This is a genomic window from Streptococcus oralis subsp. tigurinus (genome assembly GCF_002093575.1).
Lineage (GTDB): Bacteria > Bacillota > Bacilli > Lactobacillales > Streptococcaceae > Streptococcus > Streptococcus oralis_CH.
The window spans coordinates 381,567-406,819 of sequence record NZ_LNVH01000004.1 but is presented as its reverse complement, the minus strand read 5'-3'; the positions used below and the strand labels follow the sequence as shown (position 1 = coordinate 406,819).

At 41.2% G+C, this 25,253-nt stretch carries 19 protein-coding genes; 2 read left to right on the top strand and 17 right to left on the bottom strand.

The genetic code is table 11. The features are described 5' to 3' along the window. Positions 1 to 58: 58 nt before the first annotated feature. From ATE37_RS07005 to ATE37_RS06935, 15 genes are all read right to left on the bottom strand, one after another. A complete protein-coding gene (locus ATE37_RS07005) occupies positions 59 to 4,570 on the bottom strand; it encodes a S8 family serine peptidase (protein WP_084868487.1) in 4,512 nt (1,503 codons plus the stop codon). Between the two features lie 288 nt (positions 4,571 to 4,858). Continuing rightward, a complete protein-coding gene (locus ATE37_RS07000) occupies positions 4,859 to 5,701 on the bottom strand; it encodes an aldo/keto reductase (protein WP_084868486.1) in 843 nt (280 codons plus the stop codon). 82 nt (positions 5,702 to 5,783) lie between these two features. Beyond that, the gene (pgdA, locus tag ATE37_RS06995) at positions 5,784 to 7,172 is read right to left on the bottom strand and encodes a peptidoglycan-N-acetylglucosamine deacetylase PgdA (protein ID WP_084868485.1); all 1,389 of its coding nucleotides are present in this window, start codon (positions 7,170 to 7,172) and stop codon (positions 5,784 to 5,786) included. 104 nt (positions 7,173 to 7,276) lie between these two features. After that, positions 7,277 to 9,004, bottom strand: coding sequence for a septation ring formation regulator EzrA (gene ezrA, locus ATE37_RS06990; protein ID WP_084868484.1), 1,728 nt, complete (start codon positions 9,002 to 9,004; stop codon positions 7,277 to 7,279). Positions 9,005 to 9,084: 80 nt separating this feature from the next. Continuing rightward, positions 9,085 to 11,031 (bottom strand): DNA topoisomerase (ATP-hydrolyzing) subunit B, encoded by a 1,947-nt coding sequence (gene gyrB / locus ATE37_RS06985; RefSeq protein WP_084868483.1) that lies wholly within the window; start codon positions 11,029 to 11,031, stop codon positions 9,085 to 9,087. Between the two features lie 13 nt (positions 11,032 to 11,044). Beyond that, complete coding sequence (locus tag ATE37_RS06980) at positions 11,045 to 11,608, bottom strand: HAD-IA family hydrolase (RefSeq protein WP_342585761.1); 564 nt, start codon at positions 11,606 to 11,608, stop codon at positions 11,045 to 11,047. Between the two features lie 89 nt (positions 11,609 to 11,697). Continuing rightward, positions 11,698 to 12,246, bottom strand: coding sequence for a DJ-1 family glyoxalase III (locus ATE37_RS06975; protein WP_084868481.1), 549 nt, complete (start codon positions 12,244 to 12,246; stop codon positions 11,698 to 11,700). Between the two features lie 10 nt (positions 12,247 to 12,256). Further along, positions 12,257 to 13,480 (bottom strand): FtsW/RodA/SpoVE family cell cycle protein, encoded by a 1,224-nt coding sequence (locus ATE37_RS06970; RefSeq protein WP_007517506.1) that lies wholly within the window; start codon positions 13,478 to 13,480, stop codon positions 12,257 to 12,259. Positions 13,481 to 13,485: 5 nt separating this feature from the next. Then, positions 13,486 to 15,960, bottom strand: a complete 2,475-nt coding sequence (locus ATE37_RS06965) for a bifunctional DnaQ family exonuclease/ATP-dependent helicase (protein ID WP_428835837.1) — start codon at positions 15,958 to 15,960, stop codon at positions 13,486 to 13,488. A 199-nt stretch (positions 15,961 to 16,159) separates the two neighbouring features. Continuing rightward, positions 16,160 to 17,011: an NAD(P)H-hydrate dehydratase gene (locus tag ATE37_RS06960; RefSeq protein ID WP_084868479.1), complete on the bottom strand. Its 852-nt coding sequence runs from the start codon at positions 17,009 to 17,011 to the stop codon at positions 16,160 to 16,162. A gap of 55 nt (positions 17,012 to 17,066) precedes the next feature. Continuing rightward, positions 17,067 to 17,840 carry an HAD hydrolase family protein gene (locus tag ATE37_RS06955; RefSeq protein ID WP_084868478.1) on the bottom strand — a complete coding sequence of 258 codons (774 nt, stop codon included), beginning with the start codon at positions 17,838 to 17,840 and terminating at the stop codon, positions 17,067 to 17,069. A 4-nt stretch (positions 17,841 to 17,844) separates the two neighbouring features. Further along, the gene (locus tag ATE37_RS06950; protein ID WP_084868477.1) at positions 17,845 to 18,702 is read right to left on the bottom strand and encodes a bifunctional methylenetetrahydrofolate dehydrogenase/methenyltetrahydrofolate cyclohydrolase; all 858 of its coding nucleotides are present in this window, start codon (positions 18,700 to 18,702) and stop codon (positions 17,845 to 17,847) included. Between the two features lie 148 nt (positions 18,703 to 18,850). Continuing rightward, on the bottom strand, positions 18,851 to 19,171 hold the full coding sequence (locus ATE37_RS06945; protein ID WP_084868476.1) for a TfoX/Sxy family protein: 321 nt from the start codon (positions 19,169 to 19,171) through the stop codon (positions 18,851 to 18,853). 33 nt (positions 19,172 to 19,204) lie between these two features. Then, complete coding sequence (locus tag ATE37_RS06940) at positions 19,205 to 19,939, bottom strand: amino acid ABC transporter ATP-binding protein (RefSeq protein WP_000140922.1); 735 nt, start codon at positions 19,937 to 19,939, stop codon at positions 19,205 to 19,207. Beyond that, the gene (locus ATE37_RS06935; RefSeq protein ID WP_001011622.1) at positions 19,939 to 20,622 is read right to left on the bottom strand and encodes an amino acid ABC transporter permease; all 684 of its coding nucleotides are present in this window, start codon (positions 20,620 to 20,622) and stop codon (positions 19,939 to 19,941) included. Before ATE37_RS06935 ends, ATE37_RS06940 begins: the two co-directional genes overlap by 1 nt. 191 nt (positions 20,623 to 20,813) lie before the next feature. Here ATE37_RS06935 and ATE37_RS06930 point away from each other — a divergent pair, with 191 nt between their 5' ends. Both ATE37_RS06930 and ATE37_RS06925 read left to right on the top strand, forming a co-directional pair. Further along, positions 20,814 to 21,044: a DUF1797 family protein gene (locus ATE37_RS06930; RefSeq protein WP_000443577.1), complete on the top strand. Its 231-nt coding sequence runs from the start codon at positions 20,814 to 20,816 to the stop codon at positions 21,042 to 21,044. Between the two features lie 236 nt (positions 21,045 to 21,280). Continuing rightward, positions 21,281 to 23,542: an ATP-dependent Clp protease ATP-binding subunit gene (locus ATE37_RS06925; protein WP_084868475.1), complete on the top strand. Its 2,262-nt coding sequence runs from the start codon at positions 21,281 to 21,283 to the stop codon at positions 23,540 to 23,542. A gap of 42 nt (positions 23,543 to 23,584) precedes the next feature. Here the strand turns inward: ATE37_RS06925 and ATE37_RS06920 are convergent, their stop codons facing one another. Continuing rightward, a complete protein-coding gene (locus tag ATE37_RS06920) occupies positions 23,585 to 24,199 on the bottom strand; it encodes a GyrI-like domain-containing protein (RefSeq protein ID WP_084868474.1) in 615 nt (204 codons plus the stop codon). 54 nt (positions 24,200 to 24,253) lie between these two features. After that, complete coding sequence (locus tag ATE37_RS06915) at positions 24,254 to 25,156, bottom strand: helix-turn-helix transcriptional regulator (protein ID WP_084868473.1); 903 nt, start codon at positions 25,154 to 25,156, stop codon at positions 24,254 to 24,256. Between the last annotated feature and the right edge of the window lie 97 nt (positions 25,157 to 25,253).

Genomic DNA, 25,253 nt, shown 5'->3' with positions numbered 1-25,253 from the left:
ATGAGTCTGAAAACAAAGTTCCAGACTCATTTATTAATAAAGCTTCAGAAAGTCCTGTTTAAGGATGTCTTCTTGCTTTTGGTTTTTTGCCATGCAGATTTCTCTTGGCTTGTTTCAATGCTGTAATGGCATCTTTGACATCTTCTTGGCTCGCTCCTGGATCTTTAAGGAGTTCCTGTGCCTCTTTAAAAGTTAAAAGATAAGCTGCTTTTTCTTTCTTGTCTGCATAGACAAATCTCGCGTTCTTTTCTTGGAAAAGACGTTCATCCTTGACCAGTTTCTTTAGACTAGAGAAGTCTGTGGCCTTGCCATTTAGTTTACTTTTAGCTGTAGCTAGGGCAATAAGAGATTGGTCAATTTGATCTTGTTTGACTTTAGGGTCCACAGCGAGTAAAGCAATTTCTTGGAAGGCACGATCATAAGCACGACGTACTTTTTCCTTGGCATTAGCATATCGTCCAGTTTTAGTCGTTGCATAGTAAGCTTTCATAGCTTCTTTCAAGGCTGTAACGTTCGAATCTTTTCCATCCAAAGCTTTACCAGCAGCTTCAAGACTAGCGAGAACGCCATCAATCAATTCTTGTTTCAACTTGCTTGACAAGGCTGACTGCGCAACTTGGAAAGCTTGGTCATAAGTTTTTCTCTTATCTGCACTACTATTAAAGTAACGAGACATTTCTACCAGTTCTTTTTGTTGATTTACCGCAGCAAGCAAGGCCAACTTAGACACAACAGATAGACGCAAAGCATTATTTCGACCTGGCTGAACGAGCAAGGAAACGAGATCTTCAAGGAGTTCATATCCAGTTGGCAAGGTGACTTGTACAGTATAACGACCTGTAGCAACTTTCTTACCAAAGGCGTATTGACCGTATTTTTCAGCAGGAAGAGTGATACTTGTCCCATCTTCTCCTTTCAAAACTACTGTAGTCGTCTTTGGAACTGCTCGATTGAAGGAAACAGACACAGGTGCATATTCTAGGAGATTTGCTAGGAAGGTAATGGTTTGGAAACTATTTTCTTCCGTCAAGTCAAACTCTTGGGATAAGGCACTGATAAATTTCAATTCTGTTCGGTCATAACTGAAAATTTCTGCTGTATAATGACCAAACTGTAAGAAATGAATCGCTTTTGTCTTGTCAACATCAACATATTGCCCCTTGCTATTTTTGATTCGATAGACGTAGAGGGTATCAATATCTTGGTTTGTTTTTGCATCCTTCAAGTCAATTTTAACTCGACCACTATTTTGATCGCGGACAAGTTCGGCAAGTGAGATATAGTCTACATTTCCTGCATAGTCCTCAACAAGATAGTAAATATTAGCCTTATCAACATCCTTAGGAAGTGTATAACTACCGTCAGCATTGGCCTTAATCAGATGGGTGTTCTCAAGCGCACGAGTTCCAGACTGGTCTTTTCCAGTTAGAACCATGGTCCCTTTCTGGTCAAATGGTGTGAGGTAGAAGACTTTTTCTGAAAGAATACCGCCTTGACCCACATCTTTTGGTTTTCGAGCTACGAATTCTTGATTTCCATCTTTAAAGCGAATATAACCACTTGTGATGACAGGTTTTTGAGTATCAATCTGAATTTTAAAGGTTGTGTGTTGTTCTTTAGCTCCTGGAACGTCTGGTGTGTAACTAATAACATAGTCATATAAACCATCTGCAACGGTATTCCCATCAAAATCCTGACCTCTCCAAGCAGTATTATCTAGAATATAACTCTTCAGATTTCTACTGTCTCCATCAAAATAATTCTTACGGAGATCCTTTGCATCGCCCTCCCAAATAGGATGTTCATGCTTGGTATCCGTAGCCGCATAAACTGTTGCCCGAAGATTTACCAGATTTCTCAAAGCAACCGTTTTGTATTCGACTAAGTCTTTGTTCCCATCATCGTTTGGAGAAATAGCAATACGGACATTCCTTTTTTCGTCCAACTGAAGAACATGCTTACCTTCAGCATTTTGTTCGATTCCAAGAACAGTAATTCGGCGTCCTTGGCGTTGACCTTTAGACACTAGAAGGTCATTTTGCAAGGTTGCGAGATAGGTAGCATCATTAGAGTAGTTAACTGCAGGATTTTCCTTGTCTACTTCTGTGTAAAATCCATTTTTCCCTTCTCGAACAAGATTGTAAATTGGTTTTTCGACAGCGGGGAGATTTTGGAACTCTCCTCGGAAGCCCATAAATGCAAGACTCACAATATCCCCATCATCTGCTGGATCTACAAAGTGAACAAACCCTTCAAGGAAATAGCCATTTGGCATTTGTTTGCTGAGTTCAGCAGCAAATTTTCGAGCATCCACTTTAACAGTGACTGTTTGACTGCTGTGGGCTTTAACAGTCACTTCAGGCCAGACTGTCTCCGTTAGTTTTCGAGGTCGAAGGGTGAATTTTCCATCTTGGACCTCGTCTGTATTGGTATTCACTACCATCTTGAGAGTACGGTCAGTATCTGAAATATTGTGTACAGTGACCTTGAAAGTAAATTGATCTCCAACATTTCCTAAAGTCACACTTGGATAGCCATTTTCACCCGTTACATAGAGGTCTGTTGACACTGCAGCAGCAGTATCCACAATCCCAGAACCTTGCTGACGAGGAGAGGTATAAGTGCCTGTATCCTTATTAACATGTGGTTTTGCAGTTGACATGATCAAGGCCTTGACAGTCTCTGATACTTGCTCAGGAGTCAATTCTGGATGGTGTTTTTGGAGGTATTCTTTAACCAGAACTGCAACACCCGTAACGTGAGGAGCCGCCATACTGGTGCCACTAATACTTCCATAGGTATTGTCATTAAAGGATGAGTAGATATTGCCACCAGGAGCTGTTACGTCTGGTTTCAATTGTCCATCAGTAGTCACCCCCCAACTTGAAAAGTCAGATAACTGATTGGCTACATCAGATGGGCGATTATCCATCTTGTCATTAAAAACAATCTTATAGTTTCCTGATTTTAAGGCTTCACCATACTGTTTAGAAATAAATACAGAAGGAATTTTCTTTGCTTCATCATCAATAGACATATTGATGTTTGCGCCTTCTACATTATTGTAGATCAAGGCACCAACTGCACCGTGTTTTCGTGCATTTTTGATCTTCTCTGAAAAGTTCATGGCTCCACGCTGAATGAGGGCCAGTTTCCCAGTTAAATCCAACTTAGCAAAGTCTTCTTCACGACCTAACCCTGCTTCGACATATTCATACTCTTTTCCTTTTTCAAAGTCCTTATCTGCCTCAGGTTGATTATAATCAAATTTTCCGTTATGAAGGCCGGCATTTCCCTCTAGACCTTTGACTTCAAAAACCGCTGTTGTCAATGTTTTGTTGTTGACAGAAGCAACTGAAATCGAATCCTCAACAGTGGATGGATTTCCAACCAAGCCATAGTCTGGGTTTTCGGCTAGCGGTTTTGAATAACCATTTCCGAATGTATTGCTATTTCCTGCTGAGATAAGAACAGAAACTCCCTTGGCACGAGCCCGTTTGATAGCATCCACAATATCAGAACCAGCATCTACCATAGAACCAGTGCTAGATCCCAAACTCATATTAATGGCATCTGCTCCCAAGGCAACTGCGTCATCAATCGCCTTTACATAAAGGGCCGAACTTGTCGTTTTTTGGCGATCTGAAAAGACACGCATAAACATGACTTGGGCTTCTGGTGCAACACCATAGACCTTTTCACCATTCGGTGCTTCTTTATCAGGGTTTCCAGCAGCAATCCCTGTTACGTGCATTCCATGAGAAGTTCTTTCTGCTTCTTTAATCTTATCTGTTCCGTCAAAGTAGTCATAGGCATAGACAACCTTATCGCTGTACCATTTACCGTAGTCGATCCCAGCAGCCTTTTTAGCTGCTTCGATGGCTTCCTTGTTTTTAAATTTTGCTTTTGACGGATCCGAAATTCGAAGAACCTCATGATTCAAATCAAGCCCAGAGTCAATTATGGCAACAACGGTCCCTGTCCCCTTGTAACCAGCCTTCCAAGTTTTCGGCACTGTGATGATATCATTGCTTGAAAGACTATTGGGTTTTGCAGACTCAGCTTTTTCTTGTTCTTTTTCAGTAGTTGCTGTTTGTCCAGTAGTTTTAGGAACTGTCGTTGCTTGAGCCTCTTTTTTCTCTATGGTAGAGACCTTCTCAGTGGCAGACGCGATACTCGTATTGACTGTTGTTTCTTTTTGGACGACACCTTGATTTCCTTCATTTGCAACTGCGCTATCTTTTCCTGATTCTTGAGATTCGACAGTTTTATCAACTGGGGCTTCTACCCTAGCATCTTGTTTACTAGCATCCTCTTTAGAAGTTTCAACTTTCTGTTTCTCTCCAGCTACTGGAGCTATCACATTAGTATTGGTTTGGTCAGTTGAAGAGCTTGAGTGTTTATCGTCTTTTAGCTCTGTCTTGATTTCCTGAGTTTGAGCCTGATTTTCACCTGTACTCTGCTCATTGGCATTAACTTGACTTGCTCCAAAAACCAAAGCAGTCCCCAGCAAAACTGAAGCAAGACCAAATTTGTATTTCCGTAATGAAAAACGTTGTCGTCTATCCATAAATAATCTCCTTTTTCTTTAAAGTATACCCATTATAACGCAAATAATCAAAAATTTTCATAAAAATCTGAATTGTCACAAAAATGTAATATTTGCGTATGTAATGTTCTTATTTAGTTTTATTGTTCGTGTTATTTGCTCTATCAAAGCAACATCTTTTAGATTTATTCATTTATTTCAATTTATAAAACTATTTTATTATACAAACAATCTAGACTTTTATACACAAAAAGACTAGGATTAAAAATTCCTAGTCTTCATCATTTCGATATAAATAGATTTCACAAACTAAAAATCCATCTCATCCACACGTGGTGCACCAGAAGTCACTGAAATTGTCTTTAAGACTTCTTGCTCGTATTTGCTGAGTTCAATTCCAAAACAATCAAGATTGCTCTGGATACGAGAGGCTGTCACTGACTTAGGTAGAGGTAAAAAACCTTCTGCCAAACTCCAAGCCAAGGCAATTTGAGCCACTGATTTCCCATACTTAGCAGCAATTTCTTGGACTTCTTTCTGTTCAAACAACTCCCCTTGCCCCAAAGGCCCCCAAGCCTCTAGGAGAATTCCTTTCTCTCTACAGTAGTCAACCACTTCCTCTTGATAAACTCCTGGTGCCAAGCGTACCTGATTGACCGCCGGAATGACTCTTACTGTCTCAAGCAAAGCATCCAAATGATGGGGAAGGAAATTACTAACGCCGATAGCACGGATTTTGCCTTCTTTGTAAAGATCCTCCATCGCTCGCCAGACTTCAGAATTGCGAGTTTTCCATTCGTCATTTTCTCTTAGTGGTTTTGGATTTGGCCAATGAATAAGGTACAAATCTAGATAATCCAATCCCAGTTTTTCCATTGATTCTTCAAATGCTTGGCGTGCTTCATCATAGCTGTGATTGGTATTCCAGAGTTTGGTCGTTACAAAAATTTCTTGTCGTGGAATACCGCTATCTCGAATAGCACGACCAACACTTTCCTCATTTTTATAGATAGCTGCAGTATCGATATGACGATAACCAGCCTTTAAGGCTTCTAAAACAGCTTTGTAGGCTACTTCTCCATTTTCAGCCTTCCATGTTCCAAATCCTAGTACAGGAATGGAAACTCCATTATTAAGGGTATATGATTTCATCGTTTTTCCTTTCTATGTGAAGAAAATCTAAAGAAACAAAAATTCTGATTATCAGAACACTTGCTCCTTTAGATTTTAACAATTATTGATCACGGTCGTAATAGATCTCGTGAGCTTTCAAGCGAGAATTGAGCAATTCGGGAACGGTTACAAATGTATACCCTTCACCCTTTAAATACTCAATGACACTTGGTAGGGAATTAACATAAGGACCATGGATATCATGCATGAGAATGATGGAACCATTACGAACTTGGTGTTGAATTTCTGTCAAAATAGCAGCTTCATTCTTACTCTTCCAGTCTAAACTATCCACATCCCACATGATAAAACTCAAGTCAAGGCTATTTCGAATATCATCAGTAATGGCACCATAAGGTGGGCGCATCAGTTTAGAGCTTGATCCTAAAACTTGAGTCAACAAATCTTCTGTATCAGTGATTTGCTTTTTAGCATCTTCGAGAGATAATTTAGAAAGGACAGGATGATCCCAGCTATGATTTCCCACAACATGACCTTCCGATTTCATTCGTTTCAGAAGATCTTCATTTCCTGCTATGTTTTTTCCAAGTACAAAGAAGGTTGCCTTTACACCGTACTTAGCCAAGGTATCCAAAGCTTGTGGAGTTGTAGTCGGATTTGGACCATCATCAAAGGTCAAGGCTACAACCTTTTTATTTTTCTTAGCAAAGTAAGATTGGTAGAGTTCCGCATCCTTTTCTAATAGATAAGAAGACTCAATGACATCAAAGAAACTGGATATTGGTAAAGCAATTTCTTCAACAGTCTCTCCAGGATTAGCAGGATAAAGGATGATTTGACTATCTTTATAATCAAAACTCCAAGATGCCAAATCCTGATCTGTGAAGCTCTTTATAACTTGATCAATTTTTGCCTGGTCAAGTTTCTTATCTTCTAGAGTCGATTTGATTTGACTCAGTAAGAGTTCCTTAGCCTTGCTTGCATCTTTGAAGAGTTTACTGAGGTCAAAAGCTTTCCCATCTTCAGTCAAGAAAATTTTCCCTAAGGAAGTCTTTTCTTTTTCTTCAACCTTTGCTGCAGACAAATCGTAGACTTGCTTACTGATATTACGAGCAACAACTCCCTTAAGGACAGGATCCAGCTGCTCTGTATAATAAAAGACCAGATCCTCTTTATCTTCTAGATTTTCTTTGATATCTTGGTTGATTTTTTCTCTAATAGACGCAATGACCTCTTCTCCTTGCAGAGGGTAGTAGGCAATCACCTCAGCTTGCCCTTTTTGGAAATGGTCCTTCTGACTACCTGAGTTGAATTGCTGGTCCTTTTCGCTTTTTAACGCTTCAATTTTTTGTTCATAAGATTGCTTTTGTAGAACCTTGTAGCCAATGGCACTTCCCAAAAGAATCATAGCGATTCCTAAGATTCCAACAAAGGAAAGCAATAACCTTCTCTTTTTATCGTGAGAAACATGGTTCATATTTTTCTTCATATTTCCATCATATCAAATCAAAGCTATTATTTCAATGATAAACAGATAATCTAGCTCCATTTCAAAAAATAAAGAAAAAGCTTAGAATTCTCTAAGCTCCTATTTTAAAAGCGAATTGCTTCACGTGTTTTTTCATATGAAGTCACAAAACGATTTGTAACTCCTGGTTCTGCAACTTCCAAGGCTTGAGAAATCTTCTCAAATGATGCCCGATAGTCAAACTCTTTCTCAAAAATTTCAAGTGCTTCGTTGAAAGCCTCTTGGATGCGTTCATCAAATGAACGGTAGCGATTTGAGTATTGGAGAAGTTGCTCTGTCAAAGTTGCATACTGAACAATGTCATATGTTTCTGTCTCAAGTACTGCCATATCATTCGTTTCAATTTCAAGAATTCGCTTAACAGATTCAATATTAACCTGCGGTTGTTCTAGCTCCGCCATCAAATCTTCTGTGTTATGACTTGCAGTAAAGAAGAGTTTCAAGAAACTTTGAGGGATTCCTGGTAAGTTTCGCTTCTCCATGTAACGTTTGATAGTGTGCAAACGATTCACATAGACATTTGCTTTTTGGCGAGCATTGAGGTCATCTTTTTCAATTTGCGCAAGTCGTTCGCTCACAGAAATTTGCTCATCTTCAATATCTTTGAGATTGCTTTGAAGCATTTCCAACTGTTCTTCAAGAACAGAATAGGCTTGAGCAGATTCTCTTTGGTCCTCTGTTACTTCTAAAATAGCGGTATCAAGTGCAGCTAATTCTTCTTGAAGTCGGCGGACATGATTCCCATCACTTTCTGGAAGAAGATAAGTTTTATTTAGTCGTTCAAGATCCTGAACAAGCACCTGGTTATTTTCCTTCAAGTGGTTGAGATAGGTTGGAAGTGTTGAGAGGAGATTCTCAACGACTTTTTGAGCCTCAATTTCACGAGTGAAAATATCATAAAGTGCGTTGATTTCTTCTTGAATGCGATTATTTTCATACTCTGCATTGTCCAACTCCAACTGGCGAATGTTTTCTTGATTATTCTTCAAAGATTCATGCAAAAGTTGGAAACGTGACTCAATATCTGTTTCAGTAAAGTGGTAGTTGGCATCCAACAACTTGCGATAGCCTTCTTCCAAATCTGCTAATTGATCCGGTAATTCCTTTGTCAAGGTTTCAACAAGAGCTGGAATCCGATCAACAATATGCGTTAGAGCAAGAATATGATTTTCAGTATCATCTAAGATTGCTGCAGCTTCAACTGGGTCACCTGATGAGTTAAGGGTAACGAATTGAGAGAATTCCGATTGGATGTTTTCCAATTGTTTCTCAATCTCAGGAAGAGCTTTTCCATATTTCTCTGAGTCCTCTGCAACAGTATGTTGAAGGGTTTCAAACAAGTCCAAAGCATGTAGGACACGACCACTATTCTTAGATTCTTGCTTTTCAAGTTCAGAAAGGGCATTGCGAATAGCTGCAATATCCTCTTCAATCAAACTAATCTGGCTTTCAATTTGATCAATCTTGTGAGCTGCTTTAAAGAAACGGAAAGAATTATTGTAGTTTTCAGCTTCAAAGAGGTGATTTTCGATGTCTGCAAATGAGTTCAGAGATAAATCAACCCATTTTTGATTCCATTCACGAAAGGTTACCTGACTTTGACCAATCAAGTGCATATTTTTAACGGCTTCAACCTCATCATTTACAGGAAGGTTGTAGAGTTCTTCTTTTCTTTCTTCAAGCGCCGTTAATCTGCTTACATTACGCTTACGTAGAAAAATGGCTGTTACATAAGCTAAAATCAAAATGACCGCAATCGCAACCATTAGATAAATTAGTTGTCCATTAGACATATCAAACTCCTTTTATACTAGAAACAATCGTAATGATTATATCATATTTTTTAAACCAAGGGAACTATTTCCCACATTTTTTAGACGTCAAGTGTACTGTAAACAGCGTTTTCTTCAATAAATTCGCGGCGAGGTTCTACCCGATCTCCCATCAACATATCAAAGATTCTATCTGCTTCAGCAGCATCATCTACTGAAACACGCGCCATCAAGCGATGTTCAGGATCCATGGTTGTTTCCCACAATTGGTGGTCATCCATTTCTCCCAAACCTTTATAACGTTGGATGGTTGGTTTTGAACGCCCTTCACTATGACGTGCTAAGGCTTCTTGGAGTTTAATTTCTTGATCTGCACCAGGTTGAATGTATTCTTTGATCTCACTTCCAACTTTAACCCCATAAATCGGTGGTTGGGCAATGTAGACATAACCAGCCTCTAAGATTGGTTTCATGTAGCGGTAAATCAAGGTTAGCAGGAGTGTTCGAATGTGGGCTCCATCAACATCGGCATCGGTCATCAAAACGAGTTTTTGGTAACGAGCCTTAGTGACATCAAATTCTGCACCAAATCCTGTTCCCATGGCTGTGAAAAGACTTCGAATTTCTTCGTTTGCAAGGATTTTATCCATGCTAGCTTTTTCAACGTTCAAGATCTTACCACGAATTGGAAGGATAGCCTGGAACTCACGGTTACGACCAGATTTGGCTGATCCACCAGCTGAGTCTCCTTCGACGATGAAGAGTTCGGTTTCAGCTGGGTTGTTCGAAGAACAGTCTGCTAATTTTCCAGGAAGATTGGAAATTTCCAAACCAGATTTCTTGCGTGTGACTTCACGCGCACGCTTGGCAGCTACACGAGCCTTGGCAGCCAAGATTCCTTTTTCCACGATGCGCTTGGCGATCTGTGGATTTTCCATGAGAAAATCAGAGAAGGCATCGCTGAAAAGGCGATTGGTAATCTTGACTACTTCACTATTCCCCAGTTTGGTCTTGGTTTGTCCTTCAAACTGCGGGTTTGGATGCTTAACTGAGATAACTGCAGTCAAGCCTTCACGGACATCTTCCCCTGTTAGGTTGTCTTCATTGTCTTTTAGTAGCTTATTTTTGCGAGCATAATCATTGATAACACGTGTCAGTGCTGTACGGAAACCTTGCTCATGCGTACCACCTTCATGGGTGTGAATGTTATTGGCGAAACTCATGACGTTTTCGTGGTAACCAGTTGTGTACTGCATAGCTACTTCAACTGTGATATCATCCATCTCACCGTCTGTGTAGATTGGTGTATCAAAGATCACATCCTTGTTCTCGTTGATATATTCAACGTAGCTAGCAATCCCACCCTCATAGTGGTAATGTTTAGTCTGTTCGAGACCTTCACGCTTATCTGTGATGGAGATTCGAAGACCTCGGTTCAAAAAGGCTAGTTCTTGAATACGTTTGTTTAATTTTTCAAAATCAAAGGTCGTTGTTTCTGTAAAAATCTCTGGATCTGGTGTGAAGTGAACTGTTGTTCCAGTTTTATCTGTATCTCCAACCACCTCAAGATCAGCAACTACATGACCACGACGGTATTCTTGGTAATGAATCTTACCATTTTTGTGGACATGAACATCTAGTTGAGTTGAAAGAGCGTTTACTACTGATGAACCTACACCGTGCAATCCACCTGAAACCTTGTATCCGCCACCGCCAAATTTCCCTCCAGCGTGAAGGACTGTAAAGACGGTCTCAACAGCGGGACGTCCTGTCTTTTCCTGAATATCAACAGGAATACCACGTCCATCATCTACAACGGTGATGGAGTTATCTGGCTCTATAAAGACTTGGATGTGACTGGCAAATCCAGCTAGGGCTTCATCAATTGAATTATCAACGATTTCCCAGACTAGATGGTGAAGGCCTTCTTTTGAAGTCGATCCAATATACATACCTGGACGCATACGAACAGCTTCAAGTCCCTCCAAAACTTGAATTTGACTGGCATCATAATCTTGTGCCTGTTGATTTTTGATTTCTTCTGTCATTTTTTCCCTTTTCTTACATGTCTATTGCTTGTCTCAGTGTCACAACGTTTTTAAAAAGATAGGCATCTAAGCCGGCAGCTTTACCTGCTTCTACATCAATATTTCTATCACCAATGACCAAACCAGATGTAATATGATATTTATCACGTAAATAAATCATGGACTCAGGATCTGGTTTTCGTTTAAAGCCAGAACTGGCAGTCACCACCTCGGTGAAGTAGTTCGCTATCTGGGTCTTAGCAAGAAGTTCTAGCACTTGGTCATTTCGATGAGAAACCAAGAAATGGCGACCACCCTTGTCAGAAATGTCTTTGAGTAGTTCTGGAATTCCCTCAAACAAAACTGGGTATTCTAGCTCACGCGCTTCATTTTCTTTGTAGTTTTCTAAAAAATTCTCGATGTCTGGGGCAAACTTCTCGATAGCAAAAGCTGTCGAAACCTTCAAGGCTTCGTAAACACGGTCGTGTTCTTGCTCTATTCCGTATTGGGCTAAGGTCTCTACAAAGGCTGCTGTAGAAGTCTCATAATTATCCAATAGGGTACCACCTAAATCCCATATGTAGTCGTGATATTTCATACCCTTCATTATACCATTTTTTTATGAAAAAAGCGATGATTTCCTAGATTTTTCCAAGTAAAAACGAGAGCCGAACTCTCGTCTTACTGTTAATTTCCAAAGACATCTCGATAGAGCATGCCGACTCGTAAACTTTCAGCATCCCCTCCCAACTGCTCTACCAACTCATAGGCAAAGGCAAGTGCGGTTGACGGTCCTCGGCTAGTTGTTAGATTGCCATCTACAACCACTGTTTTCTTTTGGTAAATCCCGTCAGTAATTTGCTCCTGAACTCCGTCATAACAAGTAAAGTGCTTGTCTTTCAGGACACCTGCTTGATGGAGGGCGATTGGGGCTGCACAGATGGCAGCAATTTTCTTTCCTACTTGGTCAAAGGCTTTAATCTGTGAAATGAGGGCTGGATTATCCCGTAGGTGAGCAGAGCCTGGCATACCACCTGGAAGAACGACCAAGTCATAGTCGGACAAATCGCCATCAAAGATATAGTCGACTTTTACCTGAATGTCATGTGACCCTGTCACCTGCTCTTCAAATCCTACCATATCACATGAAATGTTTGCTCGACGCAAGACATCAACTACTGTCAAGGCTTCAATTTCTTCAAAACCCTGGGCTAAAATAACTGCTACTGTTGCCATAGTGGCCTCCTTATTTGATTTGTTTTAGGACGACTTTCTTTCGTTTGAATGGAACTTTTCCACTTTTCTCCTCCGCTAGGTTGGTCTGGTAACTCATAGACAAGAGGAGACCGACACCGATGAGGTTACTAATAATTGCGGATCCCCCTTGAGAAATGAAAGGCAGAGGAATCCCTGTCAAAGGAAGTAAGCCTGTCACGGCACCGATATTTTCAAAGATATGGAAGAGCAACATCATGATAAAACCAGTCGAAATATAGGTGTAGAACTGATTATTTGACCTGAGCGTAATCTTCAACATCCGGTAAATAAGAAGCAAGTACAGGGCAACCACAAAGACCGAACCAATGAAGCCAAAGTCTTCAGCAATCACCGTAAAAATCATATCACTCTCACGTACTGGAATGAGGAGATTGGACACATTGAAACCTTGCCCAAACAAGCCACCACTTCCAATCGCAATTTGTCCCTGCGCCTGTTGGTAAGTCGTTGTTTGCGCGAAGTCAAAGGGATTGAGCCAAGCCAAGATGCGGTTAATCTGGTAGGTTGGCATCCCAATCTGATGCAAGAAGGCACGCCCATCCTTGCTTATAAAGATGGCCATGAAGCCTGCAACTGCAGTCACTCCTGTCGCAAAGACCGGAATGATAATCTTCCACGAAACACCTGAAAGGAGAACCATGCCTGCAAAAATAGCTACAAAGACCAAGGCAGTCCCCAAGTCACTTTGTAGGGCTAAGAGGATCAAGACTGGGATGGTAAAGGCAATCATCCAACCAATCAATAGGAAATCCAAGGGAATAGTTCGTCGCCATTCCTTGTGTTTTTGAGTGAATTGTACGATGACTCGAGCCAACATCAAGATATAGGAAATCTTCATGAACTCCGATGGCTGAAAAAGTGTCGTTCCACCAATTGATACCCAGTTTTTGGCACCTGTAGAAGCTACCAAACTCGGATTGTAGAAAACAAGAGGTAGGACCATCAAAGCTAGCCCTAGACCATAAAGATAGGGAGTCACCTTCCATAAAAACTCGGTATTGAAGAACATGACCACAAAACCAATGACAAGGCCCAAGGAAATCCAAGCGATTTGCTGGCCTAGTATTGGTAACACATTATTTGGATAGTCATGACTAACTGCTATATAAATAGCTACTACTCCAATCACCAGTAAACAAAACACTGGCAGGAGAAGGCTATAATCGACTCGAGAGTCGAAGGAACGTTTCATATTTTTTACCTTTTTTCTTTCATTCTATTGCGACGGGATTGGAGAAAATCAGCTACAGCAGGCTCTATCCGTTCTCTAGAAAGAACCTGAACAGCCCTTTCTTTTGACAAGGTCTGAGCGATTTGTTTGCCGTAACGCTTGCTGACAACACGACTGTCTAAGATTACAGCAACCGAACCTTGGTTGGGCCGTCTAACAGTACGACCCAGGGCTTGTTTTAGCCGAATGATCGCCATCGGCAACTGATAATCATAGAAAGGATTTTTCCCTTCTTGGCGCAGTTCTTGGTTTAATTTTTTGGTTAAAGGCTCTTGGGGATTTTGGAAAGGCAATCTCGGAATCACTTGGATCACGCAAGGATGGGTTGAAAAATCAACTCCTTCCCAGAAACTACCTGTTCCAAGCAAGATCTGGCGTTCACCTTTTTCAAAACGTTTTTTCAGTTGGCTTGGTTCCCCATTTTTATACTGAGCTAGATGCGGTTGGTCGAGCAGGTCCGAAACTGCCAGCAACATTTCTTTTGAGGTAAACAAGACCAATAAGGGTTCTTGAAAGGCCTGTAAGCTTCGAATGACAGAAGTCACTTCACTAGCATAGTCAAAAGGCGAAACTTCTGTCACAAGAGGAAAGTCATTGACTAGAAAGACTTCTTGTTGCTCCTGTTTTGCTACATCAAGCTTAACAAGCGGAGCATCTGGAAATCCCAATAGATCTGCTAGGGAAACCCGATTGCTGATTTCAAGAGTGGCCGATACTCCTAGGAGCCTGCAATCTTCCGGCAATAGGTCTGCTAGTATAAAGCGGCCTTTTTTACTTGAACAAATCAAGACATCCTTGCTCGATTTCTCTGCTGTAGCAAGCCAAAATTCACGGTCCGAGGTGAAAAAGTTTGCAAGTTCTCGATACTCTGGGAGAGCTAACTCCGAAAAATGCTGGCGCAAGTGTTCGAGAGAATCCAACCACTTTCCATTCTTCAGACCTGACTGATAGTGCTCCATCAAGTAACGACATTCAAAGCCGATACTCTCAAGCAAACGTTTCTGAACCAAATCTTCCTCTGACTCTATGGACTTATCAAGCTGGGTTACAAGTTCCTCAAGGCGATAAGCCTGCTGGGCTAGATTTTCGAGAGCTAGCAGCATTTTTTGAGCTTCATCCAAGATAACCAAACGATTGTCGACAAACTCCGGATTGTCTTCCAAACGAGTGACCAGATAGGCATGATTGGTCAGAAGAACACGACTGGTCTTGGCCTTGTCATGCCCTCGTTTCCAAAAATCCTCTGTAGCAAATAAACTTTTCTTTGAAAGCTTGCCATCGTGGACTAGTTCTGGTAGAAAATGCTGATAGCGATAAAGTTGCCCGATTTCGTCCAAGTCACCAGTCTCTGTCTCTGTTAGCCAGATAAGCAACTGCATTTTAAAGCGTGTGAAAAGGCGATTGGACTCTGATCGATAGAGAATTTGGTGAAAAGCATCCAATTTCAAGTAATTTTGAGGCCCCTTGAGACTATGAATTTCCAGATGGAAGACCTCTTTTAAGCGCTGACCTTCTTCTTGCATGATTTGATTTTGAAGAATTTTGGTCGGAACACTCACTAGAATACCTGCTTGACTCTCCAAGTTCAAAGCTGGGAGGAGGTAACCATAAGTCTTGCCCAGTCCCGTTTGAGCTTGGATAAAGGAAGTCTGGTCTTTTTCCAATAATTGCTCAATCTTCTCCGCAAATTCCAACTGTTGCGGACGCTCCTCCAGCCCCAATAAAGAAATATTTTTAGCAAAATCTTTGGATAACTTTCGTGGGACTAAGGCTTTGCTTTCCTTTTTGAGGAAAAGCCCATGAAGTTCCATCAAGTCTGGCGAAGATAAGAGCGATTGTTGCTGATAGACCTCCTCAATCACCAGATAACTTTCATAGAGAAGGTTGTCTGCAAGGTCTAACAAGCTTTCTAAGAGCCCTTTAGGTAGCTCAAAAAGTTTTTGACGCATGTAAAGCAAGAGTTCAGCTGTTGCTTGAGCATCTGACAGGGCAGTATGGGCATGTTCCAGCTCAATGCCCAACTCTTGACAAAGAATACCTAGATTGTACTTTTCAAATTGAGGATATAGAACTTGGGCTAACTCAACAGTATCCACCCGCGGGGTGCGCAATTCATATCCTTCAAAAAAGAGGAATTCTGAAAGGAGGTTGGCATCAAATTGTACATTGTGCGCAACAAAAATACCGTCCTTAACCAATTCAAAAATTTTTCCGGCCACCTGAGAAAACTCTGGTGCCGCAGCCAAACGCTGATCGGTCAGACCCGTTAATTCTTTGATATGAGAATCCAAGGGTTCGTGGGGATTGACATCGGTCGCATACTGATCGATGATTTCACCATTCTCAATCACCACAATGCCTACTTGAATAAGTTTTGCCTTGCTTCCGGTGCTGGTCGCCTCTAAATCAACGACCACATACCGATCATTTCTCGCATTCATCATTAAAAATTATATCAAAAAAAGCATGATTTGACACCCCTCAACTTTGATAACAATCTCGCTTTTCTTTTGAGTTTGAGTAAATATCATGACCTTAAAAGAGAGAATTTCACGCCAGTTCAGCAGTTGGTCGCTGGTTCTGAGGTATTTGAAAGCCTTATCAACAAAGCTACATCAACATAAAAAGACAACTAAGGTATTAGTTGCCTTTTTGAGATATTTTTTTCATTGTTTTCGGAAGGGACTTGCTAATTTCTGTTGGCAAGACAAGGTAATTTTCTTGAGCTAGTTCTTGCGCGATAGCCGAATGAAGGTGGGTTGCCACCACCACTCTCTCATAGAGACTGACTTGGTGAAACTGACCTGCAAAACCTGCAATCATCCCAGCTAAAGTATCTCCCATTCCACCAGTTGCTTGATAGGGACCGCCAACCTCCAGTTGATAGTATTCAGGTTTTCCAGCTTGCCAGATACGAGTCACTGGACCTTTCTCAACTAAAATCATCCCTTGAGGAAAAGCAGAAAGAGCCCTAGCAGTCGTCTCTGTATTTTGATGGTCAAGAACTATACCAGACAGTCTTTCCCATTCCTTTTGGTGGGGAGTTAGGATGAGCTGACTGGAAGGAAATGGTAACTGGCCGTTTGCTAAGATGCCCAAAGCACCGCCATCTACAATCAAAATCTGGTCTCTTCTAAGGCAGTCAAAGACTCGTTTTACGAGTTCTTCTCCAAATGCATCCTCTCGCAAACCCGGACCTAACAAGACAACTTCTGCCTTTTCCAACTGCTCTTTTAACAATTGCTGGTCTTGAAGAGAAAATGCCATGGCCTCCGGTAAATGACTGTGCAGAGCCGGAATATTCTCCTTATCCGTGCCAACAGTCACCAACCCTGCCCCACTTTTGACTGCTGCAATGGCTGACATGATGATAGCTCCCTCATAAGGATAGGTCCCTCCCAGCAAGAGCAGGCGACCGTAATCTCCCTTATGGCTGTGACGAGAACGTTCAATAATGACTTTTTCTAATAACGCTTGATCAATCACTTTCATCGTTTTTTCCTCTCACTCCATTATACTACAAAAGGAGGGGCAAACCTCCTTTTATCTATTTTCCCTTAAATTCCGCAAAAGTCTGTAAGATTTTAGCTGCTACTGCTGGAGAAGGTTCTCCTTTTAGCTCTAACGTGCCATCTGCATATGGAGTAAGAGCAGCAAAATCTCCAATCTGGACAGAATAGAGCGACGTCTTAAACAGTTCAATATCGTTTTGGTCATTTCCAAAAGCGATGAAGTTCTCCCCGCATAACTTTTCAACAGTTGTCGCCTTATGAGTATCCAAGGGGTTGACATAAAGGCACTTTTCATGCGCATGATAAGACAGATGAGCCTGCCCCAGTCTTTCTAGCTGACCAAGAAGATCATCAAGCAAATCCTCATGTTCACCCATATAGACGACTACCTTAATCGGAGCCCCCAAGTCCTCGAGTTTCTGATGTCGAGCCACCTTTAGGGGATCCACACTGGAAATAAATGGAATCTTCTCCACGATCTGACCACTATAGTCAAAGCAATCATCTACAAAGAAAGGGAGATTATAAGTCTGGCAATAATCCACTAGCGCCTGATAAACTCTAGCATCGAGATTCCTTTCGAAAACAGCCTTCCCTAGATGATAGGCTACGCCACCATTCAACCCTATGACCAAGCGCTGACTGAGTTTAGGGCCTAATAAACCCAAGCAATCCCGATAAGAGCGGGCTGAGGCAAACACAAGCTCATGCCCATAATCTTCAGCCTTTAAAAGAACCTGCTGAATCTCCTCATCTATGGTCATGTAGTCAAAAGATAGCGTTCCATCCAGGTCAAATACGAATTTCATCTTCCTAGTCCTTGTTTAGTGTTCGAAGCGCTGCTTGATAGGTTTGCTCCATTAGCATGGTAATCGTCATAGGACCAACTCCACCCGGTACAGGGGTGATGTGACTGGCAAGTGGTGCAACGGCATCATAGTCAACATCTCCACAAAGCTTGCCATTTTCATCTCGGTTCATCCCAACGTCAATGACAACCGCTCCTGGTTTGACAAAGTCTGGAGTCACAAACTTAGCACGACCGATTGCAACCACAAGAATATCTGCCTTAGCAGCCACCTTGGCAAGATGATGGGTCCGTGAGTGGGTCAAGGTCACAGTCGCATTCTTGGCTAAAAGAAGCTGAGCCATCGGTTTTCCAACGATATTTGAGCGACCGATAACAACCGCATTTTTACCTTCTAGATCAATCCCATATTCATGAAACATCTCCATAATTCCTGCAGGTGTCGAAGGAATCATAACTGGATGACCAGACCAGAGGCGACCCATGTTTAGAGGATGAAAACCATCCACGTCTTTTTCGGGGTTAATGGCTAATAAAACTGCCTCTTCATCAATATGTTTTGGTAAAGGTAACTGGACCAAAATCCCATGCCAAGCTGGATCTTGATTGTATTTGGCAATCAAATCCAACAATTCCGCTTGGGTAATGGCCTCTGGAACTCGCACTACTTCACTACGGAAGCCAGCAGCGAGAGCTGACCGTTCCTTATTGCGAACGTAGACTTGGCTGGCAGGATTGTCCCCCACCAAAATCACTACCAATCCTGGAACTAGACCTGTTTCTTCTTTTAGTTTGGCAGTCTTTTCAGCCAACTGTCCTTGTAACTTAGCCGCAAGAGCCTTCCCATCAATAATCTGTACCATATCTCTTCTCTTTTCTATCAGATATTCTCTATTATAACAAAAAATACCTTGTCATTCTAACATTTCTTGACTAATGGACCTTATAGTCTGAAACTATAAGAAAAAGCTCGTATCGAGCCTTTATGCCTATTTATACTAGGTGAATTTGTCATGCTTTCTTTTTGACTTTTGGATCCGGTAAGACTTCATACATCTCCTTGATTAATCTGATTAGACATGACTTATCTTCAATGTCTTCTATCAAAATCATCTCCTTAGCTCCTTCATAAGGACGTTCAAGCCTAGTCTGTCTCAATTGATCCATGACCACCTTCACAGGCTTCAGTAACAAACGATTATCATAGATTCCCCCAATAATCTTCCCACGATAATAAAGGATATACTCTCCCATCATTGGACGATAACTCATCTCCTCTAGCTCTGATAGCTGTTCGAGAATGAAATCTAAATATTCTTTACTGGAAGCCATGATGCCTACTCCATTTCTTCTAAAAATGAGGTCTTACAAAACCTTACTCAAAAATTCCTTGGTCCGTTGTTCTTTTGTTTGATCGAAAATCTCTTCTGGCGTTCCATCTTCGACAACAACTCCATCCGCCATAAAGATAACACGGTCTGCTACCTCACGCGCAAAGCCCATTTCATGCGTCACAATCACCATAGTCATCCCTGATTTAGCAAGGTCTTGCATAACAGCTAGGACTTCTCCAACCATCTCAGGGTCTAGGGCTGAAGTCGGCTCATCAAAGAGCAAAACATCTGGTTCCATAGCAAGTCCACGTGCAATGGCAATCCGTTGTTGCTGACCACCTGACAAACTCTGTGGGTAGGCCGTTGCCTTATCTGGCAAACCAACTTTTTCTAACAGTTCCTGTGCTCTTTTCTCCGCAACTTCCTTGCTTTCACCTTTGGTTTTAATTGGTGATAAAGTGATATTTTCCATCGCTGTCATATTAGGAAAAAGGTTGAATTGTTGGAATACCATACCCATCTTTTCACGCATGGCAAAAAGGTCATTTTTCTTATCAGTGATATCAACTCCTTCAAAGATAACCTTACCTTTACTTGCTTCTTCAAGGAGATTCATCGAACGAAGGAGAGTTGATTTCCCGCTCCCTGACGGACCGATAATGACCACAACTTCTCCTCGTTTAATCTCAAGGTTGATGCCTTTTAAAACTTCATTTTTCCCAAAAGACTTATGTAGTTCTTCAATTTTAATCAAGGTTTCTGTCATTATTTCTTGTCTCCTTGTCCAATATGTTTTTCAAATGCTTTCAACGCCACTGTCAAAACAGAGGTCATAATCAAATAGTAAAAGGCTGCAAATAAAAGGGGAGTCAACGGTAAATAAGTTGTTGTTGCTACTGTCGTCGCACCATTCCACAACTCCATCACCCCAATCGCAGACAAGAGGGAACTATCCTTGATAATGGTGATAAATTCATTTCCCAGAGCTGGAAGAATATTTTTGATAGCTTGTGGCAAAATGACATAACGCATGGCATTTTTCGGACGAATACCAAGAGAGTAAGCGGCCTCTAACTGCCCTTTAGGAACCGCATTGATTCCTGCACGAACAGTTTCTGAAACGTAAGCACCACTATTCATAGAAATAATCAGAATACCAGGAATCAAACGAGAAAGATCAACTCCTAAAATTCCCACTTGGATAGTCGGAGCATTGATATGCATAAGAGCAAAGGCAATCATAATCTGAACCATCATTGGCGTCCCACGGAAAATCCAAACATACACATTTGCAAACCAAACGAGCGGTTTAAAGCGTGAACGTTGGGCAAAGGCCAGTAACACACCTATAATAGTCCCTAAGCAGACGACAAGGATGGAAATTAACACGGTAATCAGAGCACCATAGTTAAAATATGGTAAATACTTTGGTAAAAAAGAAAAATTCATATTCAATCAACTTTCTATGTATTAGATTGTATGATTATAACATGAATTGAATTAAAATGCAATCTTTTTTCACCAATTTTAACAATTAACTTGATAGAATAGAGAAATAGAGAGAAATCACAGTTTTTTTCTAGTCAACTACCTCTTGTTTATGGTAAAATAGAAACGATAAGAAATGGAGGAGAATCAAAATGGAATCACATTTGGTTAGAATCATTAACCGCCTAGAAGCAATGACAAAAGATGGTGGAAATCTAAAACGTAATTTTGAACGTGAAGGTGTTGTTGTCGCAGAAGTTGCATACAGCCACGACGAAGAAAACGGATCACTCTTCACCCTTCGCGATGTAGAGGCTCGTGAAACTTATACCTTTGATAGCATTGATTTGATTGCAATGGAGATCTACGAACTCCTTTACTAATATAAAAACAACGGGCAGTAAGGCCCGATAAATGAGAATCCTTTTTGTCACAACAAATGGGATTTTTTCTTACCTTCAATGTCGCTTGATTCTCCATAAATCCTTCTTTTAAAAACGACCACTTCCCAATCTTTTTACTTGCTTTACACCTTAATCATGCTATAATGAGAGTATAAAACTTTGACTATTCTTGACCTTTTTTTAGGTCAAGAATACGAATGAAATGAGGTAGATGTATGCTCTGTCAAAACTGTAAAATTAACGACTCAACAATTCATCTGTATACCAATATCAATGGACAGCAAAAGCAAATTGATCTCTGTCAAAATTGCTATAAAATTATCAAAACAGATCCAAATAATACCCTCTTTAAAGGAATGACTGATTTAAACAATCATGACTTTGATCCTTTCGGAGACTTTTTCAATGATTTGAACAATTTCAGGGCTTCTTCAAATAACGTCCCTCCAACTCAATCCGGCGGGGGATACGGAGGCAATGGGGGATACGGACCTCAAAACCGCGGACCTGTTCAAACACCTCCTCCTAGCCAAGAAAGAGGGCTCCTAGAGGAATATGGTATCAACGTGACTGAAATAGCTCGTCGAGGAGATATTGACCCTGTTATCGGCCGAGACGAGGAGATTATCCGCGTTATCGAAATTCTCAACCGTCGAACCAAGAACAACCCTGTCCTTATCGGAGAACCAGGTGTCGGTAAAACTGCCGTTGTCGAAGGTCTAGCTCAGAAGATTGTCGATGGTGATGTTCCCCATAAACTCCAAGGCAAGCAGGTCATCCGTCTGGATGTGGTTAGCCTAGTTCAAGGAACAGGGATTCGAGGCCAATTTGAAGAACGTATGCAAAAACTCATGGAAGAAATTCGCAAACGCGAGGACATCATCCTCTTTATCGATGAAATCCATGAAATTGTTGGCGCTGGATCTGCTGGTGATGGCAATATGGATGCAGGAAATATCCTCAAACCAGCCCTTGCCCGTGGTGAATTGCAACTGGTCGGCGCAACTACTCTCAATGAATACCGTATCATTGAAAAAGATGCTGCCCTCGAACGCCGTATGCAGCCTGTCAAGGTAGATGAACCAACTGTCGAAGAAACCATTACCATCCTCAAAGGGGTTCAAAAAAAATACGAAGACTATCATCACGTCAAGTACACAGACGCTGCTATCGAAGCTGCTGCTACTCTTTCCAACCGATACATCCAAGACCGCTTCTTGCCAGACAAGGCTATTGACCTGTTAGATGAAGCTGGTTCTAAGATGAATCTGACGCTAAACTTTGTTGATCCTAAAGTGATTGATCAGCGTCTAATTGAAGCTGAAAATCTCAAGGCTCAGGCTACACGAGAGGAAGACTTTGAAAAAGCTGCCTATTTCCGCGATCAGATTGCCAAGTATAAGGAAATGCAGAAAAACAAGGTGACTGACCAAGATACTCCTATCATTAGCGAGAAAACCATTGAACATATCATTGAGCAGAAAACCAATATTCCTGTCGGAGAACTCAAAGAAAAAGAACAGTCTCAGCTTATCCATCTAGCAGACGACCTCAAAGCTCATGTCATTGGTCAAGATGAAGCTGTTGATAAGATTGCCAAGGCCATCCGTCGTAATCGAGTTGGGCTTGGAACTCCTAACCGGCCAATCGGAAGTTTCCTCTTTGTCGGACCAACTGGTGTCGGTAAGACAGAACTTTCCAAACAACTAGCCATTGAGCTCTTTGGCTCTGCTGACAGCATGATTCGCTTTGATATGAGTGAATACATGGAAAAACACAGTGTGGCTAAATTAGTCGGTGCCCCTCCAGGCTATGTAGGCTATGATGAAGCTGGTCAACTGACTGAAAAGGTTCGTCGCAATCCTTACTCACTCATCCTTCTCGATGAAGTTGAAAAAGCCCACCCAGATGTGATGCACATGTTCCTTCAAGTCTTGGATGATGGTCGTTTGACAGATGGGCAAGGACGTACAGTTAGCTTTAAGGATGCCATCATTATCATGACCTCAAATGCGGGTACTGGTAAGGCCGAAGCCAGCGTTGGTTTTGGAGCTGCTCGTGAAGGTCGAACCAACTCTGTTCTCGGTGAACTCGGCAACTTCTTTAGTCCAGAGTTTATGAACCGTTTTGATGGCATCATCGAATTTAAACCTCTCAGCAAGGACAACCTTCTCCAAATCGTCGAACTCATGCTAGCGGATGTCAACAAACGCCTCTCTAGCAACAATATCCACCTCGATGTGACAGACAAGGTCAAGGAAAAGTTGGTTGACTTAGGTTATGATCCAAAAATGGGAGCACGCCCACTCCGCCGTACCATTCAAGACCATATCGAGGATGCCATCACAGACTACTACCTTGAAAACCCAAGTGAAAAAGACCTCAAGGCAGTCATGACAAGCAATGGTAAGATTCAAATCAAATCTGCCAAAAAAACTGAAAAAATCAAAGAGAATACTTCTGAAAGAGAAGATTAGAACTCATAAAAAAGAACAGGAAATCTTGTTTCCTGTTCTTTTTTAATTCTCTTCTTGAACTTGATAGCGAAGAATTGTTTTTAATTTGCTTGGCTCCGTTCGATGAAGATTATTGAGATAAATTTCTCGGTGGACTTCCGAAGTTCTTTTGAGCTTATGAAGTTGACAAAAATACTCCATCTCTGCAAAAGTCTCATTTTCAGTATCAAAAGGTCCTACATGAAGCATAGCAAGGCTTGGGCATTCTTCTATTTTTTCAAAACGAACAACCTCATAGAGAGGATTTGGCTTCTTGATTTTCACCTCTTCCAAAGCTTTTTCAAATAGTTCTCTCGTAATAAAATCGGGTTGCCCAATCATAATGCTATAAGAAAGCTCACTTTTTACCAGTTCTCCCTCCTTCTCCTTTTTCCATACACCTTCTAAAGGAAAGACAGTAAAATCAGTGTAAACCTCATCCAGAGGAGCTTTTTTATACTTCATCTTTATCGCATAGGCTAAGGCATATAAGGCCCCTACGCGTTCTGAAAAATCTTCTTGATTTGGATCACCTTTACCATCAATCACGATATAGGATTGACCTGGTACCTGCAGGATGCTGGGCCTAGCTTTCACTTGATAAAGATCTTTTGCTTCTTTTCTCCGTTCGTATTTCATTTGGTTCTTCTCCTTTCTATCTCTAGTATAGCACCAAAACCCTGACATCTTTTGTCAAGGTTTGTAAAGTTTTTGGATTTTTTCTAATCTAGAAAGCAATTCCTTCTTCAGATGATTGGGGGCGAGTATTTCCACCCCATCTAGATAAGACAGGAGGTAAGTATACAGACTTTCATGCTCTGGTAGGACTGTCTTGACATAATAACACCCATCTTTCCCCAAGCTAATCTCATCTTCTGAAAAATCTTCATAAACCCGGAAAGCAAGCTTGGGACTAAACTTCAAGGAAGCTTTGATTTGATGTGCCACTTGATCTGAACCATCAACCCAATCCTCCACATTTTTCTGCTTCACAGTTTCAGTTGTTAGGTGATATTTCCTAATTCTAGACAATTTGAAAAAACGCCACTCTTCCTTCAAACAACAGTAGGCATGAAGGTACCAATCTCTCTTTTTAAATACGAGTCTAAAGGGCTCGACTGTACGAATCGTTTTCTGACCACACCCACCTAGATAAGTAATCACCAGTTGCCTTTTCTCTAGAATAGCATGTTTGATGTTATCAAATAATTCTTTTTGACCTTCTCGCTTTCTCCAGTCAGTCAAGTCTACTTCTATCCAAGGACTGGTAGAAACTTGAAAAATAGATTCCAACTTTTCAAGTAACAGATCTTGTCTGTCATTTGTCAGAGCTCGAATCCCTTGCAAAGCTGACAGAAGTTCTAATTTTTCATCCTCCGATACGAGAGTACGATCCAGAACAAAGTCCTTCATTAAAAAGATTCCGCCCGCCTTTCCAGGTACTGAATATAGAGGGATTCCCGCCATACTCAACCGCTCAATATCGCGATAAATCGTTCGTACAGATACTTCAAATAATCGGGCTAATTCAGGAGCCGTTATGCTACCTTTTTCTAAAAGTAGATATAGGATACGAAATAGTCTTGATTCTGCCATAAAATCACCTCTCTTTTATTATACCAGTTATAGTACGAGAGTTGGAAAGTTTAACTAGATAAGTATTGATCAAGACAAAGTAGCTATTTCTGCACAA